The sequence below is a fragment of the Pandoraea sputorum genome (assembly GCF_000814845.2).
In the GTDB taxonomy this organism is placed as follows: domain Bacteria; phylum Pseudomonadota; class Gammaproteobacteria; order Burkholderiales; family Burkholderiaceae; genus Pandoraea; species Pandoraea sputorum.
This window is the reverse complement of the sequence record NZ_CP010431.2, coordinates 726,726-743,291: the sequence shown is the minus strand read 5'-3', so window position 1 is coordinate 743,291 and position 16,566 is coordinate 726,726. Positions and strand designations below refer to the sequence as shown.

Below are 16,566 nucleotides of genomic sequence, written 5' to 3'. Positions count from 1 at the left end.
GAACGAGCGCGAGGCGCGTCGATTAGATTTCGACGCCTAACTTACGCGCTTCATCATGAAAATCGCTTCGCGTCGTTCCCCCACGACGATCCGTCGTCTGTTATGCGCAATGGCGCTGTCGTCCCCTCCCGTGCTGCCGCTTGCCACTGCGCAAACGCCGCCGCCCGCCATTGACGCCGCAGCAAGCAACGCCCGTCAGCAGCAGCTTCTGGAACAACAACGGCAGGCGCAGGAGCGTGCGGCGGCCATCGACGCCCCAGGGGTACGCTCCGAACTGCCTGATGCACAGGGATTTCCGGCGATCCCTGAGGAATTTCCCTGTTTTCGGGTCGAGCAATTGGTGCTGGAAGTGCCAAGCACACTTTCCGAGACTGCACAGGCTGCGGGAGCCTCGTCGCTCGAACTCGATCCGTTTGCTTTCGCACAGCGCTGGCTCGATCACTATCGCGGCCGCTGCATCGGCAGCCGGGGCGTTTCTGCAATCACTACGGGGCTCACGCAGGCCATTCTGGCGAAGGGCTACGTTACGACCCGCGTACTTGTTCCGGAGCAGGACCTCTCGTCCGGCATGCTCACGCTCTCGCTCGTTCCCGGCCTGGTTCGGGAGATTCGCTTCTCCGACCCGTCGCAATACGGCACCTGGCGCTCGGCATTTCCCACGGGGGCAGGCAAGTTGCTGGAACTGCGCGATCTCGAACAGGGGCTTGAGCAGATGAAGCGTCTTGCGAGTCAGGACGTGACAATGCAGATCGTGCCGACCGACGTGCCAGGTGAGAGCGATGTCCTGATCGACGTCGACCGTGCAAAGCGGTGGACTGTCGTCACTTCCATCGACAACGGCGGCTCACGCGCCACCGGGAAACTGATGGGCAACGTGGCGCTCGGCATCGACAATCCGCTAGGACTGAACGACATCCTGAACGTGGGCGCTACACGCGATCTGGCATTCGCCGACAAACGCTTCGGATCAAGCGGATGGAACGCCTTTTACTCGATACCGTGGGGCTATTGGACGGCGAGCTTCTCCGCCTACACGAACCGATACAACCAGCAGATTGCCGGGATTAACGAGACTTTCTCGACGAGTGGGGAGTCGCAGAATCTGGACGTCAAACTCTCGCGCGTACTTCATCGCAGTCAGCAAAGCGTGCTCAGCGCGCACGTAAGGCTGAGCAAACGCTTCGGGCGAAGCTTTATTGAAGACACCGAGATCGATCAGCAGTACCGCAACCATACGTTCATCGAATTCGGTCTCTCGAATCGGCGCTACATCGGCGCAGGACAGTTCGACGGCAGTCTGACTTATCGGAAAGGCATTCCGGGATTCGGCGCAGCCGCAGACAATTCATTTCCCGGCGGCCCCACTTACCGGTTCGGCGTGACCGTCCTCGACGCAAGTTTTCTGGTGCCGCTCGGACAATTGCCACTTCGATTCATGACGACGTTTCGCGGCCAATTCACCCGCGACACGCTGTATTACATCGATAGTCTGTCTATCGGAAGCCGCTACACCGTGCGGGGTTTCGACGGAGAATCGTCGCTCGCCGCCGAGAGGGGGTTTTACTGGCGCAACGAATTGCAGTGGACGATGAAGAGCGGCGGCGCGTTCGATGTTTCGCTGTTCGCGGGGGCAGATTACGGGCGCGTAACTGGCCCGAATGCACGGCATCTCGCTGGAACGCAATTGGCAGGTGCCGTCGTCGGCCTGCGCACGAACACACGTCTGCCGTTCGGCTTTGTAGCCAGCGAACTCTTCGCCGGAAAACCGATCGTGAAACCGGCGTCGTTTCAAACGGCTCGCACAACGGTCGGCTTCTCGCTCACGGCACAGTACTAGCACCGCGAGTTCACGGCTCAGCTTGCCGTATCGAACAGCGCGTACGACGTCACCGCCGCCGTCTGTGTCAGTTGAGCGATCAGCTTTGATACCGCCAGCGAGGGTTCGAAGCTGCGAAACACGGCCGAGATTTCCGAATGGATCGGCGGCCCTGCCAGCGGCTTGAAGACGACCCCGGGAATCGACGTCGCCCCCACCAGGACATCCGGCACGATGGCCACGCCCTCGCCCAGCGCGACCGCCGTCAGCACAGCAATCAACGAACCCGGCGCAGAGCCGATGACCGGCGTGAAGCCCCCGCGACGCGCCACCTCGAACGTTCCTAGCGTCTGTTCCGGATTGATGAAGCGCTCGCCATCGAGCGACTCGGCATCGATTGCGCCGGACTGCTTCACCAGCGGATTTCCCGCGGGAAGCGCCACGCAGAAGCTGTCTCGGAACAGCACGTGCGCGCGATGCCGGTTGTGAAGATTGATCGGCATCCGGACCAGTGCGATATCGATGCGATTGTCCACGAGCATGGCGGGCGACTCATGTTGCGAGACCTCGCGCGCGGTGACGATCACGCCCGGCCACGCCTGACGGAACGCCGCCAGTTGCGATTGCAGAACGCCCGAGTACACCGCCGAGCCGACGTAACTGACTTCGACCCGCCCCGTCTCACCGCGCCCGGCACGCTGACCGGCCAGCACCGCGCGTTCGGCTTGCGCGAGCACTTGCTTCGCTTCGAGCAGGAACATCTCCCCGGCGGGCGTCAGGCGCACATCGCGACGACTGCGTGCGAATAGCTGCACGCCCAGCATGCGTTCGATGTCCTGAATCTGCACGGTGAGTGTCGGTGCCGCGATATCCAGCGCTTGCGCGGCCCGTCCGAAGTGCAGCGTCTGCGCCAGCGTCACGAAGTAGCGAAAGTGCCGAAGTTCCACGAGTTCCTCTCGGTTTGTTATGGGTTCCTGGCCATGCTACAGCGCGGCACTACGGGCGTCACCGTCGATTTCATTAGGTTGAACCTAATAACTTCGCCAACGCCCGGCAATGACTCGCCAGCCCCCTGCATGGTCGAATACTTCCACTCGAATCGCTGTCATCCGACGTGAAATTTCGACGGAATTTCCGGCAGCGGCCGCTCACTCAGTACCTCAGTACGGGACTTTTTGACGATGAACAACCGCGTTTCCGATGTCCTGCGCCGTTCCCCGCGACGCGCCGCCCAGCTTTGCACCATGACGGTCGCCCTATGCGCCGGCGCGACGCCGCTGCTGTCGCATGCCGTCGAGTTGCCCACGCGCCCTGTCCTCACGCTGGACGCTGCGCAAAACGTCATTCGCGCCGCACAAACCAAAGCCGCCACGGAAGGCTGGCCGTGCGTGATCTCGGTCGTCGACGCCGCCGGTCTGCCCATCGCGCTGGTCCGGATGGACAACGCCGCCGTCCCCGCTGGCGTGGACCTCGCCCCGGGCAAGGCGCGTACTGCCGCGCTGTTCCGTCGCCCAAGCGGCGTGCTGGAAGACGCGGTGAACGGCGCACGCCGTGCTGTCGGCACTGCGCAGGGCTACGTCCTCATGCGCGGTGGCCTGCCGCTCGTCGTGAACGGCACCGTCGTCGGCGCCATCGGTGTGTCGGCCGATACCCCGCAACATGACGAGGAAATCGCCAAGGCCGGGCTCGACGGCCTGATCCAAGCGGACACTCAACATGGCAACGCAAAACCCCAATAACGCTTCGAACGCGAGCGCCGCCTCGTCATCGACGGGCAGCCTCGCACTACTGCTCACCGCATCCACAGGCTGCGCGATGACGGTGCTCGATACCAACGTCGTCGGTGTCGTTCTGCCGACGATCTCGGCGCAACTGCATGCGAGCTTCGCGCAAGTGCAGTGGGTAATCGGCGCGTACGTGCTGTGCTTCGCGGCGCTATTGCTGCCTGCCGGGTCCATCGCCGACCGGTTCGGGCGTCGGCGCGTGTTCCTCTGCGGCATCACCGGCTTCGCAGCGGCATCGCTCGCGTGCGGTCTGTCACCCACAGCGCAGTGGCTCTACATCGCGCGTGCCGCGCAGGGCGTCGGTGCAGCGTTTTTGCTGGCCCCCGCGCTCGCCATCATCGGCCACGGCTTCCACGAAAAAGAGGCGCGTGCCCGGGCGTGGGGACTGTGGGGCATGGTGATGGGCCTGACAATGGTGCTTTCACCGCTTATCGGCGGCGTGATAGGCGACACGCTCGGCTGGCGCTGGGCGTTCCATGTCAACGTGCCAATCTGCGCTGCGCTCGGGCTGGCCGTGGTGCGCATCGTTCCCGAGTCGAAAGCGCAGGGCCAGCGCGGCGTCGACATCCCCGGCATCGCACTGTTCGCAAGCGCCATGTTCTGCGTGACGTGGGCACTGATCGCCGCCCCTGCCGCGGGCTGGACCAGCCCGGCCATTCTGACGCGCTTCGCCGCCGGTGCCGTCCTCTTTACGATCTTCGCGGCTGTGGAGCGTTCGCGTGCGCAGCCGATGCTCGATCTGTCGCTGTTCCGCTCATGGCCGTTCGCAGGCGCCACGCTCGCCATGTTCTCTTACGCCGCCTGTGCGCAAGTGATGGCCTCGCTGCTGCCGCAGTTCCTCCAGAATGCACGTGGGGAATCCGTCCTCGGTGCGGGCATCGCCATGTTGCCTTTCGCGATTGCGATGCTGTTGCTCCCGCAGATCGGCAAGCGGTTGTCCGCGCATCTGCCGTCGCACCGGATTCTCGTGCTGGGACTCTTCCTGACGGGGCTGGGCAATGCCGCAATGGCGTACGTGTCGGCGCAGGGACTCGCGCATTCGGCGCTGTCGCTGACCGTCGCAATGTTCGTGCTCGGCAGCGGCGGCGGGTTGCTCAACGGCGAGACACAGAAAGCCATCATGGGGACGATTGCGCGGGATCGCGCCGGGATGGCGTCTGGCATCAGCACGACATTCCGCTTCTCCGGCATTCTGCTCGGCTACACGGCGCTTGGTGCAGTGCTGAGTGCCGGGGTGCATCGCAGCGTCGCTGCACACGTGCCCGCGCTCGTCGGCAACGCGCAAAGCGATCTCGCCACACGGCTCGACTTCGCGGACGCGATCTCCGCCGGAGACTTCTCGCAGGCGTTGCATCTCTATCCCGACTCGCTCGCCCACGCGCTGCTCGATGCAGGTCGCAGTGCATACGCCAGCGGCTTTAGCGGCGCGTTCCTGGCCGCCGCGGCATTCGCCGTGCTGTGCGCGTTAGCGGTGCATCTGAGCATGGGCCGCGTGGAGACGGAAGAAGCCACTGTTGCACCGACGTCCCGCGCTTCGTGAGTCCTGGCCGACTAGGCCGTCGCGACACCCAGCGTCTCGCCGAGCGTCGCCGCCAGAAAGTCGGCCAGCGCCCGACGCGATGCGGACGCCGGGCCGCCACCATCCATCAACGCAATCTCCGAGGGTGGCGGTGGCGGCAAGGTGTCGCAAACCGCGTGCTCGGGTAACAGCACCGTCTCCGGCAAGACCGACACCCCAAGCCCGGACGACACCGCCGCCTGAATCCCCGTGAGGCTGTGGCTGCCGAACGCCACGCGCCACGGACGTTGCGCCGCGTCGAGGCTGCGAATCGCGCGCTGACGATAAATGCACCCCTGTGGGAACAGCGCCAGCGGCACCGGCGCGTGCGCCAGACTGTCGGCCTCTCGCGCCGCCGAGGAATCCACCGACTGCGCCGCCATCGCCCACACCAGCGTCTCCGGCCACGCCATCAGACAGTCGCCCTGCCCCGGTTCGCGTTTGACGAGCGCCAGCTCCAGATCGCCCGCACTCAACCGCTCCCGCAAGTCGGTACTCATGCCCGCCACGATCTCCAGACGGATGTCGCCGTGTGCCTGCACGAAGCGCGAGAGCATGTCCGCCATGCGACGCACATCGATGTCCTCGGGCAGTCCCACGCGTACCGTCGAGACACGGCTGTCGTTTTCCATTGCATCGACGGCTTCCATCGACAGCGCGAGCAGCTTACGTGCGTACTGCGCGAGGAGTTCTCCATGAAGCGTGGGCGTGACGTTCACCCCGGAGCGGTCGCGCATGAGCAATTGCCGCCCAAGCTCGTCTTCCAGACGCCGGATCTGCTGACTCACCGTCGATTGCGTGCGATGCACCCGCTCCGCCGCACGCGTGAAGCTGCCTTCGTCGACGACCGCAACGAGTGTCTTGAGTAAGCCGAGATCCAGCATGGCGGCACCATATTTACAAATTCGATAAGTATTGAATTTTAATTTAATTTCAGAATATGGAGTGAAACGACTACGCTGGCGTCATCCCGTTATCGTCATGGAGTCTCGTCATGCCTCAGCCGTCCACTTCGCTGCAACACAGCCCGCGTCCGCAATGGCTCACCTTCGATTGCTACGGCACGCTCATTCAATGGGACGAAGGGCTACGCGATGCGGTCACGCGGATTCTTCAAAGCAAGCCCGGCCATAACATTGGCACGTCAGATCTGATCGCCACGTTCGACCATCACGAGCACGCGCTGGAGCAGACGCCGCCGCACCGCGCGTTTCGTGAGGTCGCGGGCGAGGGACTTCGACTTGCGTTGCAGGATCTCGGCTTGCAAGCGTCGCCGCAGGACATCGGCGTGCTGACGGACAACATCTCGGCCATGCCGCCGTTCCCGGAAGTCGTGCCGACGCTTGCGGCGCTCAAGGCGCGCGGCTACCGGCTGTGCATCGTCTCCAATACGGACGACGACATCATCGCGGGCAATGTCGCGCAACTCGGCGGCCACATCGATCGCGTGATTACCGCGCAGCAAGCCGGAGCCTACAAGCCGAATCGCCGTCTGTTCGATTACGCGCACCAGCAACTCGGCGTGACGAAGGACGACGTCGTCCACATCTGCGCCAGCCCGCATCTGGACCACGCGGCAGCGCGCGATATCGGCTTCCGGTGCGTATGGGTAGATCGCGGCACCGGACGTCGGCCGCTGCCCGATTACACCCCGGATGCGACCATTGCCACGCTCGACACCGTGGTACCGTTGTTCGACGGATTTGGCTGGTAAGCGCTCGGCGTCACCGAACGCCGCCGAACGCTGCCAAGCGCCGACGATTACAAGCCATCACGAACACTCACGAGGAGACCGACATGGCGCACACCCTCTCGCTGAACGCCGACGACGCGTCGCTACGCGTCGATGACGTGGATCTCGATACCCCCGCCGTGCGCACCGCCCGCGAAGAACTCGCGGCCTGCTTTCGGCTAGCCGCGATGCATGGTTTCGAGGAAGGCATCTGCAATCACTTCTCGGCAATGCTGCCCGGCAGCGACCGATGGTTTCTGGTGAACCCGTTCGGGCTGGCCTTCGAGGAAATCACCGCGTCGAGCCTGCTCGTCTGCGATCTCGACGGTCATGTCGTGGCGGGCGACGGGGTGCCCGAAGCCACCGCGTTCTACATCCACGCGCGCCTGCACAAGGCGAACCCGCGCGTGCGGGCGGCCTTCCACACGCATATGCCCTGGGCGACGGCGCTGGCGATGAGCGAAGGCGAGCCGCTCGTCTGGGCGGGACAAACAGCGCTCAAGTTCTACGGACGAACGGTGCTCGACACCGACTACAACGGTCTCGCGCTCGGCAACGAGGAAGGTGACCGTATCGCGGCGGCGATGGGCGACGCCGACATCGTCTTCATGAAGCATCACGGCGTCATGGTCGCGGGACCGACCATCGCCGAAGCGTGGGACGACCTCTACTATCTGGAGCGCGCCTGCGAAGTGCAGTGCAAGGCGATGAGCACAGGGCGCGAGCTTCGCCCGGTGCCCGATGCCATCGCGCGACGCACCGCCGCCGAGATGCGCGCGGGCGACCCGCAAAGTGCTCGCGCGCATCTGGATAGCGCCATGCGACGTCTGCGTGCCGCCGGGGTGCCATTCGACCGGTAGGCGTCATTGCGCCGACTGTCCGCCCCTCAGAGGTCACAGGCCGACGATTTCCTGCCGGAACGTCTCGCACACCTCCCGCACGGCCTGCGGGTCATGCGGCACAGGCAGCGCCGCCATGGCACGGAAGAACGCATCGTGACGCGCCGGAGTCGACACCAGCAGCATGCGCGCCAACCCGGCTTGCTCGTTGACGAAGCCGTGCACGTCGCCTTTCGCCACGTTCACGATTTCGCCCGCAACGACATCGCGCGTCGTGTCGCCCACGGTGAAGCGCAACCGCCCGTGCGTCATCACAAACGTCTTCTCCTCGTCGAGCGAACGGTGCATCGGCGCGCCGCCTTGCGGGTTCACGGTCATGTCCATGAGCGTGAGGTCGCGCTCATCGTGATCGTGCACACCGGCAAGGAGCCGCACATCCATGTTGGCAAACGACACGACGTCGGCGGACGGGTTGAATTCGGACTTCATGAGGCGTGAAACTCCTTCGTTCGATTGAGATCAGGGGGAATGGCGTCATTCTGGCTGCCGCTCACCTGAGAGAAAAGACGTCTAAAATTGGCAAGACTTGCCAATGGAATGGACAATGGATCTCAATGGAACGCTGGCGTTCGTCACCGTCGTCGAGTGCGGCTCGTTCTCGGCAGCTGCGCGCACGCTGGAAATTCCGCGCTCGACGGTCAGTGCGCGCGTCGCATCGCTAGAAGCGCATCTGGGGGTGTTGCTGCTTCGGCGCACCACGCGGCGCATTGCGCTCACGGACGACGGCCGCGACTACTTCGAGCGCGCAGCCCCGGCGATCAGAACGCTTCGCGAGGCCGAGCAATTCGATGAAACCGATGCCGCCGGACGCCGTCCGCTGAACGGTTCGATACGCCTTGGTGTGCCGTTCGATTTTCCGTTCGACGCGCTGAGTCAGGCCATCGCGACGTTCCGCGCCGCGCATCCGCGTGTTCGCTTCGACGTGCTGGTGGACGACAGCGTGAGCGATTTCGTCGACGACAATCTGGACATGGCGATTCGCGGCGGCCAGCCCGGCGGCGATCACATCGTTGCGCGTCGCATCGCCACGTTCGGCTTCGCGCGCTTTGCGAGTCCCGTATTCGGGAAGGCTATCGGTAAGCGGGCATCACGCGGAGGGCACCGAGACTCACATGACATCCCGCAACTGGTTTTCAAACCGCGGTCCGCGTCGGCATCGACGCCCCGATCCCCAGCACTCGGCGCGCCGCTGCAGAACTATGCCGTCGCCACCAACAGCTTCGCTCTGCTCAAACAACTGGCATTGCACGGTGCGGGGATGGTCGTGCTGCCCGCGCATACTTGCGATGCCGAAGTCGCGAGCGGCCAACTGCTCAGCTTGCCACCCGATAGCGTCGACACACAGGCAGGGCTTTATCTCGTCTACCCGTCGCGGCGTGCGCTGACCGCGAAAGTCAAAGCGTTCTCCGACCATCTCGTCGCACACCTGGAAGCCCGGGGAACAACTCACAAGCGATCGGTGCGAGAATCGACGACTTCCCGCTTATCCGTCGAAAGCACCGAAGGTCAAACATGAACCCGTTGCCTCCCCCGGTTCTCGATCACGTCGTGGTCAACGTCAAGGGCGATCTCGAAGCGTCCGTCGACACATACCGTCGTCTGGGCTTTGCGCTGACCGAGCGCGGCCATCACTCGCTCGGCTCCAGCAATCACCTCGCGATCTTCGGCGAGAACTATCTTGAGCTCCTCGGCTACGAGGCGGGCAAATCCACGGTCCGTCCGGACGTGATGCAAGCCCCTCTCGGCCTCACCGGCCTTTGCTTCAAGACGCCGGACGTTCACGGCGTTTTCGCGGCATTGCAGGAGCGCGACATCGGCGTGGAAACACCCGCCGAGTTTTTCCGTCCCGTTCACCTGCCGGATGGCACAACGCAGGACGCTCGCTTTCGCACCGTGCGCATCGCCAGCGACCTCGTGCGCAACGGTCGTGTGTTCTTCTGCCATCACCTCACACCAGAGCACGTGTGGCGCGACGAATGGCGCGAACACCCGAATGGTGTGACCGACATCGTCGGCTATGTGATCAGTTCTCCGAATCCGGCGCAGACGGCCGCGCTCTACAACCGCGCCTTTGGTCCTGGCGTGCTTTCCGAGATCGGGGGAAGCGGTTACGCATTCACCGCCGGTCGCGCCCGTGTTCAGATCGTCAGTACGCTTAACGCCGCCCGTCGTTTTGGGCACGTGGAGACGACAAACGACGGCAGCGAGCGCGGCGTAGCGCTGGTGCTTCGCACACGCTCGCTCGCGCAAACGGAAGCGGCTCTGCGCAAGCACGGCGTGCCATGGAAGACGCTCGACAACGGCACCCTTCTTGTCGCAGCGGGCGATGCCTTTCACGTCGCGCTTCAGTTCGTCGAAGGGTCGATGGCGTGAGCATTCGCTGATCGCGCCTCGCGGCGGGTGTTCCTCAACCCGCCAACGCCGCATTAATACCCTCTTGCGGCGTCATAGACAAATGGCAACGGTGCGCCCCGCAGATGTGCGCCGAGCACGTCGGCCACCTGGCGCGCCCTCGCCGCATACGACACCGTCGACGCGATGTGCGGTGTGACGAGGATCTTCGGGTGACGGCGCAGCGCGTCGTCCGGTGGCAACGGCTCGACGTCGAAGACATCGACAACCGCCGAGCGCAGACGGCCGCTATCCAGCGCGTCGAGCAACGCTTGCCGGTCGAGATGAACACCGCGGCCGACCTGAATCAGGCTGGCCCCGGCCGGAAGTTGCGCAAATAGCTTGCGTCCGAGAATGCCTCGCGTGGCATGGGTGTCGGGCAGCAGATTCACGAGAATGTCGGTCTCGGCGAGCAACGCGTCGAGTTGCGCTTCGCCCGCAAAGACGTTGACGCCCGTGAGCAATCGCGGCGTGCGCGCCCAGCCGTTCACCTGAAAACCGTTCGCGCGCAGACGCGTGGCGACCGCACTTCCCAACTCGCCGAGTCCGAGCACACTCACGCGCGTGTCGTGTGCAAGACGTCCGGTGAGGTCGTTGGCCCAGCGTCCGTCACGCTGCGCAGTGATCAGCGCCGGTATGTCCCGCACGATGGCCAGTGCGGCGAACGCGACGAAGTCGCTCATGCGCTCGCGCGTTTCCTCCGTCACCATGCGGACGATGGGCACCCCTGTGGGCAAGGTAGGATCGGCCAGAATGTGATCGACGCCCGCCGCTGCGCTCAGGATCAGTCGCAAGCGCGGGTAGTGGGCGAGGCGTCCATGATCGGGCTGATAGACGAGCGCGTACTTGACGTTGCGCGCATCGACGAACGGATCGTCCCAGCCGTACACGCGCAGGCCTGGCATCAGCCGCGCAAAATGGTGTTGCCATTCGGTCAGCGCGGCAGCGCCGCCCGACTTGATTAATAAGGTGTCGCCTTGCATGACTTCGGGGGAGGGTGCCTCGCGTCGGTACATCGGACGTCGGGGCTTCACGAGAGAGCGGCAGCCCATCCTACCGGGCGTGTCGCGCGCCACTAAGCATTTGTTATCGAATAGCTTATGACGGCACGACGGGAATGCTCCCCGGCGTCTGGACATAAGGTCGAGCAGCCGACGTCCCCCGAGCGATATCTCGCCAGATGAGAAGACCGGTGCTCTGGATCACTTCCCATCCGGAAAAATATTTTCTGGATTTTCAGGGCTTCGTCCCGTCTGTCGAAACGCTCGCAACGTTGTGCAAACGTCCGCCCCGTGGGCGTCATCACCATGCTGCGACGCAACAATTCACCGTATTGTTTCTATATTCACAATAATCAATCCGGCGTCCGGGCATTGTCTGTTCCTGCTGTGACCCGCTATAGTTGGCCCGCCCCCGCGACGCGATAAGCTCATTCCTTCGTATATGAAGTGTTCCCGAGGCGAACGAGCGGATCTGCGTCATGTTGTAAACGTAGTTATCAATGCGATGCCCCCATCGTCAGTAGAAATGAGAGACACAGCTACATCCAACGCCGGAATCGACAACAAGCCACCCACCCCCGAAGAAGTCCGCAAACGCGTGTTCGCGATTGTCGCGGCGTCGTCCGGGAATCTGGTCGAGTGGTTCGACTTTTACATCTATGCCTTCTGCGCGATCTACTTCGCGCCTGCGTTCTTCCCCAGCTCGGACCCGACTGCCCAGTTGCTCAACACGGCTGGCGTGTTCGCGGCCGGCTTCCTGATGCGCCCCATCGGCGGCTGGATCTTCGGCCGTATTGCCGACCGTAATGGCCGGAAGAACTCGATGGTCATCTCCGTGATGATGATGTGCCTCGGCTCGCTGCTGATCGCTGCGTTGCCGACGTACGCCAGCATCGGCAATTGGGCGCCTGCACTGCTGCTGTTCGCGCGCTTGCTGCAAGGTCTGTCGGTCGGTGGCGAATACGGCACGACGGCAACGTATATGAGTGAAGTGGCGCTCAAGGGCCGTCGCGGCTTCTTCTCATCGTTCCAGTACGTGACGCTCATCGGCGGTCAGTTGCTCGCGGTGCTCGTAGTCGTGATTCTTCAGCAGTTGCTCAGCGAAGCCGAACTCAAGGCGTGGGGCTGGCGTATTCCGTTCGTGGTCGGCGCGATCACGGCGGTGGTGGCGCTGATGCTGCGTCGTACGCTGCACGAGACGTCGACGAGCGCGAGCCGTAACAACCGCGATGCAGGTTCGATCGCCGGTCTGTTCCGCCATCACAAGGCTGCGTTCTTCACCGTGCTGGGTTACACGGCTGGCGGTTCGCTGATCTTCTACACGTTCACCACTTACATGCAAAAGTATCTGGTGAACACGGCGGGCATGCCGATCAAGACGGCGAGCTACATCATGACCGCCTGCCTGTTCGTCTACATGTGCATGCAGCCGATCTTCGGCATGCTCTCGGACAAGATTGGCCGTCGCAACAACATGCTGCTGTTCGGTGCTCTCGGCGCGATTGCCACGGTGCCGATCCTGACGGCGCTCAAGACGGTGCAAAGCCCGATCGCTGCAGGCGTGCTGATCTGTCTGGCGCTCGCCATCGTGAGCTTCTATACGTCGATCAGCGGCATCGTGAAGGCCGAGATGTTCCCGATCGAAGTGCGCGCACTGGGCGTGGGTCTGGCCTACGCGGTCGCCAACGCGATCTTCGGCGGCTCGGCAGAGTACGTGGCGCTGGGTCTGAAGAAGGCGGGCATGGAGCCGACGTTCTACTGGTACGTCACCGGCATGATGGTGCTGGCATTCGTTGTGAGCTTGCGCCTGCCGCGTCAGGCGAAGTATCTGCATCACGAGCATTGATCGCGTGCTGATGAAGCGGTAATACGAAGGAGGCGGAAGATGCGCAACGTCTTGAATTCCCCGACCTCCGTGAAGTCCGCCTTTTCAGCCCATGCCTGAATCACCGATCTGGCACGGCTGTACGCCGACGATCCCTTATAGAAAAGCACGTGACCACCGGGTGCGGTGTGGCGTGCGAAAAGATCCAGGATTTCTTCGTCCGTCTTTGCGCCGTAGCGACTGTTCGCTTCGGTACGGAATTCGCACAGATGGAAGAGCGTGACGACATCGAAGACGGGCAGCAACTTCGTATTGCTCGTGTAGATGTCGCCAAAGTACGCGAGATAGTTTTTGCTGATCTCGGGACGGCGTGTCACCAGATCGACGTACGATTTGTACTCCTTGGGCGACGCCGTGATCCCGAACACCGTGTTGTTCAGCGACGGCCGGGCGCACTGCTCGCCCACCACATGATGGCCGCCCGTGCCGAAGTGGTAGATGCGCATGCCGGTGAGCTTCATGGCCTCCAGCCAGTCTACGAAATGCACGTCGCAAGGGCACTCCTGCGTGCGCAGACCCCAGTACTTCTTCCAGACATTCATCATGCTTTTTTGCTCTCAAGAGGATGTCCGGCAAATGGTAGCCACGCCCCGCACCACTGAGTGACGACAACTGTTGAGATTTGTGCCGGTTTGTTCTGATGAAACACATCGCGTCGATGGGATCGCATCATCCCGCTTAAAATCGCTTGACCCTCACGTTGCGTGAGGCTTCAGCCTTGTCACACGCCAGAAGATCACGGGAGTTTCCATGCGGCTCAAAGTCGGTGAATTAGCCAAACGTAGCGGCCTGACGGTGCGCGCGCTTCACCACTACGACACGCTCGGCCTGCTCTCGCCTTCGGCGCGCTCCGATGCCGGTTATCGACTCTATGACCTGAGCGACATCGCCCGTCTGCATGAGATTCAGGCGCTGCGTCGCTTCGGCATGTCGCTTGCCGACATCGGCCAATGGCTGGCAAGCCGGGATGCTTCGAACGGCAGCGACGACAGGCACAGCGCCTACGACGGGCTTGATGCGCTTATCGCACGCCAGATCGACATGCTCACGCATCAGATCGACGATGCGAGCCGCCTGCGCGAACGCCTCGTCCGACTGCAATCGCAGTTGGCATCGGGCGAAGCCCCGGAACTTGCCGAATGGTTGTCGACGCTGGAGCTGATGAATATGTACGACAAATACTTCTCGCAAGACGAACTCGCCCGCTTCCCGCTCTACCAGAACAAGCAGGCGCACGATTCCGACTGGCCCGCGATCGTGGCCGAGGTGAGGGATCTGATAGCCCGTGGGGAGCCTTCGACAGGTGAGACAGCGCAGGCGGTCGCTCGTCGCTGGATGGCGATGATCAAGCGCGATACGGGCGGAGACGCACGTCTGCTCGCCAAGCTCAATCTGATGCACCTCAGCGAGCCGTCGATGCAATCGCAGACGGGGATTACGGGCGATGTGATGCAGTACATCAAGGAAGCTTTCGGGCAGACCAAGCTGCGGATCTACCGACAGTATCTCGACGACGCCGAATACCGCTTCCTCGCGGCCAACTACCTCAACCACACGGACGAGTGGCCGGTCCTCATCGGTGCGATACGCGACCGGATGGAAGCGGGCGCGCCGCCCGAAGCGCCGGAAGTTCAGGCGCTAGTGCGTCAATGGCTGACGTACTTCCGCGCCTACGCAGGAGACAACCCGGCCACACATATGAAGATCCGCGAGGCGCATCGTCTCGAACCCGAACTGATGGAAGGGTCATTTATCGACTTGCCAATGCTTGAGTTTGTGAAGCAGGGCATTGCGGTGGCGATGCGCGCGACGTCAGCCTGACGCTCAGATGTCTTCGCCCGCCGCAAGGCGCGCGCTCTGCCAGATGGCGTCGAGCACGTGATGCGGCTGATGGCGACGCCGATAGAGCGCGATGTCGAAGCCGATCTGCCAGTCTTTTCCGCCGACGATGGCGAGCGTGCCTCGCGCGACGTCGTCGGCCACCAGACGCTGCGGCAGCCAGGCAATGCCCGCACCGCGCCGCGCCATGGCGAGAATCGCTTCGTATGAATCGGCCTGATAAACCGGCTTGAGCGTCGGACGGTTCGGCATCTCCGCGAGGTGGCGCGCGAGCACGGCACGCAGCGTCAGCGTACGGGTGAACGCCAGCCACGGGATGGGCGACGGTCCGGCCGCGAGCCGATACTTCGCCCGGCCCTTCGCATCGAGCGCGCTGACCGGCACCAGCACCTCACGCGCCACGCTCAGCCAGTCGAAACGGTCCTGATCGATGAGCAGCCGCGTGTGTGCGCTGGAATAGACGATCAGCAGATCGACCTCGCCCGCAGCGAGCCGCAGGATGGCTTCCTCCGCGCCGCCAGTGGACAGTGTTGCGGTAAAGAAACCGATGCGCGAGACGGTCTCGTCGTACCAGTCCGGGAAAAACGTAGCGGCCAGTGTGCGGCCCGTGGCGATCTTCAGGTTGTTTTCAAGCGTGGGCGCGGCGTCCTGCAATTGCGTGCGGGCGCTGTGAAGAATGTCGAGCGCGTTGGTGGCCGCATCGAGAAATACGGTACCGGCGGCGGTGAGTTCGAGCGGTTTGCTCCGCTCGACGAGACGCGTGCCCACCCATTCCTCGAGCGCGCGAATGCGTCGCCCGAATGCCGGATGTGTGACGAATCGGTTCTCCGCCGCTCGCGTGAAGCTGCGCGTGCGTGCTAGTTCGACGAAGTCTTCAAGCCATCGCAGTTGCATGCCGCCTCCTCACTCTGCGTTCACTCTCTTGCCATTTCTTGCGCGCATCAGACGAATCGCGCTCGCATGGACGAACCGCTCAGGCCTTCGACAGCGATTTGAGTGCGTGCTTGATACCGTCTGACACGCTCGTGCCGTCGGGCACCGTCTTGACCGCCGCGAGCGCTTCCTTGTCGGAATAACCCAGCGCGAGCAGCGCGTTGACGACATCGCTCTTGTGATCGTGCGGTGCAGCGGCCCCGGCGACGGTGCCGAGTTGCGCGCCGAGCTTGCCTTTAAGTTCGAGCAGCAGACGCTCCGCCGTCTTCTTGCCGATGCCCGGGATCTTGGTCAGACGTCCGGACTCCTGCAACGTGACGGCCTGCGCGATGTCGGCCACGCTCATGCCCGAGAGGATCGCAAGCGCTGTGCGCGCACCGACGCCCGAAATCTTGAGCAATTCGCGGAACGTGTTGCGCTCGTCCGGCGAGCCGAACCCGAAGAGCAGTTGCGCGTCTTCGCGCACGATAAACTGCGTGAGCAACGTCACGCGCTCACCGACATTCGGCAGGTTGAAGAAGGTGCTCATCGGCACCGAGATTTCATAACCCACACCCTGGCAATCGACCAGGATGTGCGGCGGATTCTTTTCCAGCAACGTGCCGGAGATGCGGCCAATCATTGACGCCCCGAGAGAGTGACTTCGACAGGCGGCAAGTTTAGCAAACCGTTCGGGCCGCTTTGGGGTTTGAGGGGAAGGTTTTCTGCTGGGGTGCTACGGGTATGGG

The 16,566-nt window shown here is 63.1% G+C and carries 16 protein-coding genes; 9 read left to right on the top strand and 7 right to left on the bottom strand.

What is annotated here, in order from left to right:
* Positions 1-55: 55 nt before the first annotated feature.
* The gene (locus NA29_RS03410; protein WP_371328955.1) at positions 56-1,837 is read left to right on the top strand and encodes a ShlB/FhaC/HecB family hemolysin secretion/activation protein; all 1,782 of its coding nucleotides are present in this window, start codon (positions 56-58) and stop codon (positions 1,835-1,837) included.
* A 17-nt stretch (positions 1,838-1,854) separates the two neighbouring features.
* On the opposite strand, the gene NA29_RS03405 is transcribed toward NA29_RS03410, so the two are convergent.
* Complete coding sequence (locus NA29_RS03405; RefSeq protein ID WP_039395782.1) at positions 1,855-2,763, bottom strand: LysR family transcriptional regulator; 909 nt, start codon at positions 2,761-2,763, stop codon at positions 1,855-1,857.
* A gap of 234 nt (positions 2,764-2,997) precedes the next feature.
* On the opposite strand from NA29_RS03405, the gene NA29_RS03400 reads away from it, so the two are divergent.
* Both NA29_RS03400 and NA29_RS03395 read left to right on the top strand, forming a co-directional pair.
* Positions 2,998-3,555 carry a GlcG/HbpS family heme-binding protein gene (locus NA29_RS03400; RefSeq protein ID WP_224786732.1) on the top strand — a complete coding sequence of 186 codons (558 nt, stop codon included), beginning with the start codon at positions 2,998-3,000 and terminating at the stop codon, positions 3,553-3,555.
* Positions 3,533-5,140, top strand: a complete 1,608-nt coding sequence (locus NA29_RS03395; RefSeq protein ID WP_084103427.1) for an MFS transporter — start codon at positions 3,533-3,535, stop codon at positions 5,138-5,140. Before NA29_RS03400 ends, NA29_RS03395 begins: the two co-directional genes overlap by 23 nt.
* An 11-nt stretch (positions 5,141-5,151) precedes the next feature.
* Here the strand turns inward: NA29_RS03395 and NA29_RS03390 are convergent, their stop codons facing one another.
* Entirely contained in the window at positions 5,152-6,042 is an 891-nt protein-coding gene (locus tag NA29_RS03390) for a LysR family transcriptional regulator (RefSeq protein ID WP_039395779.1), read from the bottom strand.
* Positions 6,043-6,152: 110 nt separating this feature from the next.
* Here NA29_RS03390 and NA29_RS03385 point away from each other — a divergent pair, with 110 nt between their 5' ends.
* Together NA29_RS03385 and NA29_RS03380 are read left to right on the top strand one after the other, a co-directional pair.
* Positions 6,153-6,872: a haloacid dehalogenase type II gene (locus NA29_RS03385; protein WP_039395775.1), complete on the top strand. Its 720-nt coding sequence runs from the start codon at positions 6,153-6,155 to the stop codon at positions 6,870-6,872.
* A gap of 83 nt (positions 6,873-6,955) precedes the next feature.
* Positions 6,956-7,750: an aldolase gene (locus NA29_RS03380; protein ID WP_039395773.1), complete on the top strand. Its 795-nt coding sequence runs from the start codon at positions 6,956-6,958 to the stop codon at positions 7,748-7,750.
* 33 nt (positions 7,751-7,783) lie between these two features.
* Here NA29_RS03380 and NA29_RS03375 read toward each other — a convergent pair whose 3' ends face one another.
* Positions 7,784-8,218, bottom strand: coding sequence for a cupin domain-containing protein (locus NA29_RS03375; protein ID WP_052252484.1), 435 nt, complete (start codon positions 8,216-8,218; stop codon positions 7,784-7,786).
* Between the two features lie 115 nt (positions 8,219-8,333).
* Between NA29_RS03375 and NA29_RS03370 the strand changes: the two genes are divergently transcribed.
* Both NA29_RS03370 and NA29_RS03365 read left to right on the top strand, forming a co-directional pair.
* Entirely contained in the window at positions 8,334-9,305 is a 972-nt protein-coding gene (locus tag NA29_RS03370; RefSeq protein ID WP_039395769.1) for a LysR family transcriptional regulator, read from the top strand.
* A complete protein-coding gene (locus NA29_RS03365) occupies positions 9,302-10,162 on the top strand; it encodes a VOC family protein (protein WP_039395766.1) in 861 nt (286 codons plus the stop codon). Before NA29_RS03370 ends, NA29_RS03365 begins: the two co-directional genes overlap by 4 nt.
* A 53-nt stretch (positions 10,163-10,215) precedes the next feature.
* Here the strand turns inward: NA29_RS03365 and NA29_RS03360 are convergent, their stop codons facing one another.
* Positions 10,216-11,196, bottom strand: a complete 981-nt coding sequence (locus tag NA29_RS03360; RefSeq protein ID WP_224786733.1) for a 2-hydroxyacid dehydrogenase — start codon at positions 11,194-11,196, stop codon at positions 10,216-10,218.
* A gap of 511 nt (positions 11,197-11,707) precedes the next feature.
* On the opposite strand from NA29_RS03360, the gene NA29_RS03355 reads away from it, so the two are divergent.
* Complete coding sequence (locus tag NA29_RS03355; protein ID WP_039395759.1) at positions 11,708-13,027, top strand: MFS family transporter; 1,320 nt, start codon at positions 11,708-11,710, stop codon at positions 13,025-13,027.
* On the opposite strand, the gene NA29_RS03350 is transcribed toward NA29_RS03355, so the two are convergent.
* Positions 13,015-13,611, bottom strand: a complete 597-nt coding sequence (locus tag NA29_RS03350) for a hypothetical protein (protein ID WP_231965128.1) — start codon at positions 13,609-13,611, stop codon at positions 13,015-13,017. The two genes, NA29_RS03355 and NA29_RS03350, sit on opposite strands and share 13 nt — an antisense overlap.
* A gap of 205 nt (positions 13,612-13,816) precedes the next feature.
* On the opposite strand from NA29_RS03350, the gene NA29_RS03345 reads away from it, so the two are divergent.
* Positions 13,817-14,887 (top strand): MerR family transcriptional regulator, encoded by a 1,071-nt coding sequence (locus NA29_RS03345; RefSeq protein ID WP_039395756.1) that lies wholly within the window; start codon positions 13,817-13,819, stop codon positions 14,885-14,887.
* 3 nt (positions 14,888-14,890) lie between these two features.
* Here NA29_RS03345 and NA29_RS03340 read toward each other — a convergent pair whose 3' ends face one another.
* Together NA29_RS03340 and ruvA are read right to left on the bottom strand one after the other, a co-directional pair.
* Positions 14,891-15,799 carry a LysR family transcriptional regulator gene (locus tag NA29_RS03340; protein WP_039395753.1) on the bottom strand — a complete coding sequence of 303 codons (909 nt, stop codon included), beginning with the start codon at positions 15,797-15,799 and terminating at the stop codon, positions 14,891-14,893.
* Positions 15,800-15,878: 79 nt separating this feature from the next.
* Positions 15,879-16,460, bottom strand: coding sequence for a Holliday junction branch migration protein RuvA (gene ruvA, locus NA29_RS03335; RefSeq protein ID WP_039395750.1), 582 nt, complete (start codon positions 16,458-16,460; stop codon positions 15,879-15,881).
* Between the last annotated feature and the right edge of the window lie 106 nt (positions 16,461-16,566).

What these genes read in the sequence shown, in the direction of transcription:
- NA29_RS03390 (WP_039395779.1), bottom strand. Translation starts at nt 6,042, where the DNA reads ATGCTGGATCTCGGCTTACTCAAGACACTCGTTGCGGTCGTCGACGAA.
- NA29_RS03345 (WP_039395756.1), top strand. Translation starts at nt 13,817, where the DNA reads ATGCGGCTCAAAGTCGGTGAATTAGCCAAACGTAGCGGCCTGACGGTG.
- NA29_RS03395 (WP_084103427.1), top strand. Translation starts at nt 3,533, where the DNA reads ATGGCAACGCAAAACCCCAATAACGCTTCGAACGCGAGCGCCGCCTCG.
- NA29_RS03385 (WP_039395775.1), top strand. Translation starts at nt 6,153, where the DNA reads ATGCCTCAGCCGTCCACTTCGCTGCAACACAGCCCGCGTCCGCAATGG.
- NA29_RS03365 (WP_039395766.1), top strand. Translation starts at nt 9,302, where the DNA reads ATGAACCCGTTGCCTCCCCCGGTTCTCGATCACGTCGTGGTCAACGTC.
- NA29_RS03400 (WP_224786732.1), top strand. Translation starts at nt 2,998, where the DNA reads ATGAACAACCGCGTTTCCGATGTCCTGCGCCGTTCCCCGCGACGCGCC.
- NA29_RS03350 (WP_231965128.1), bottom strand. Translation starts at nt 13,611, where the DNA reads ATGATGAATGTCTGGAAGAAGTACTGGGGTCTGCGCACGCAGGAGTGC.
- ruvA (WP_039395750.1), bottom strand. Translation starts at nt 16,460, where the DNA reads ATGATTGGCCGCATCTCCGGCACGTTGCTGGAAAAGAATCCGCCGCAC.
- NA29_RS03375 (WP_052252484.1), bottom strand. Translation starts at nt 8,218, where the DNA reads ATGAAGTCCGAATTCAACCCGTCCGCCGACGTCGTGTCGTTTGCCAAC.
- NA29_RS03370 (WP_039395769.1), top strand. Translation starts at nt 8,334, where the DNA reads ATGGATCTCAATGGAACGCTGGCGTTCGTCACCGTCGTCGAGTGCGGC.
- NA29_RS03360 (WP_224786733.1), bottom strand. Translation starts at nt 11,196, where the DNA reads ATGTACCGACGCGAGGCACCCTCCCCCGAAGTCATGCAAGGCGACACC.
- NA29_RS03355 (WP_039395759.1), top strand. Translation starts at nt 11,708, where the DNA reads ATGAGAGACACAGCTACATCCAACGCCGGAATCGACAACAAGCCACCC.
- NA29_RS03380 (WP_039395773.1), top strand. Translation starts at nt 6,956, where the DNA reads ATGGCGCACACCCTCTCGCTGAACGCCGACGACGCGTCGCTACGCGTC.
- NA29_RS03340 (WP_039395753.1), bottom strand. Translation starts at nt 15,799, where the DNA reads ATGCAACTGCGATGGCTTGAAGACTTCGTCGAACTAGCACGCACGCGC.
- NA29_RS03410 (WP_371328955.1), top strand. Translation starts at nt 56, where the DNA reads ATGAAAATCGCTTCGCGTCGTTCCCCCACGACGATCCGTCGTCTGTTA.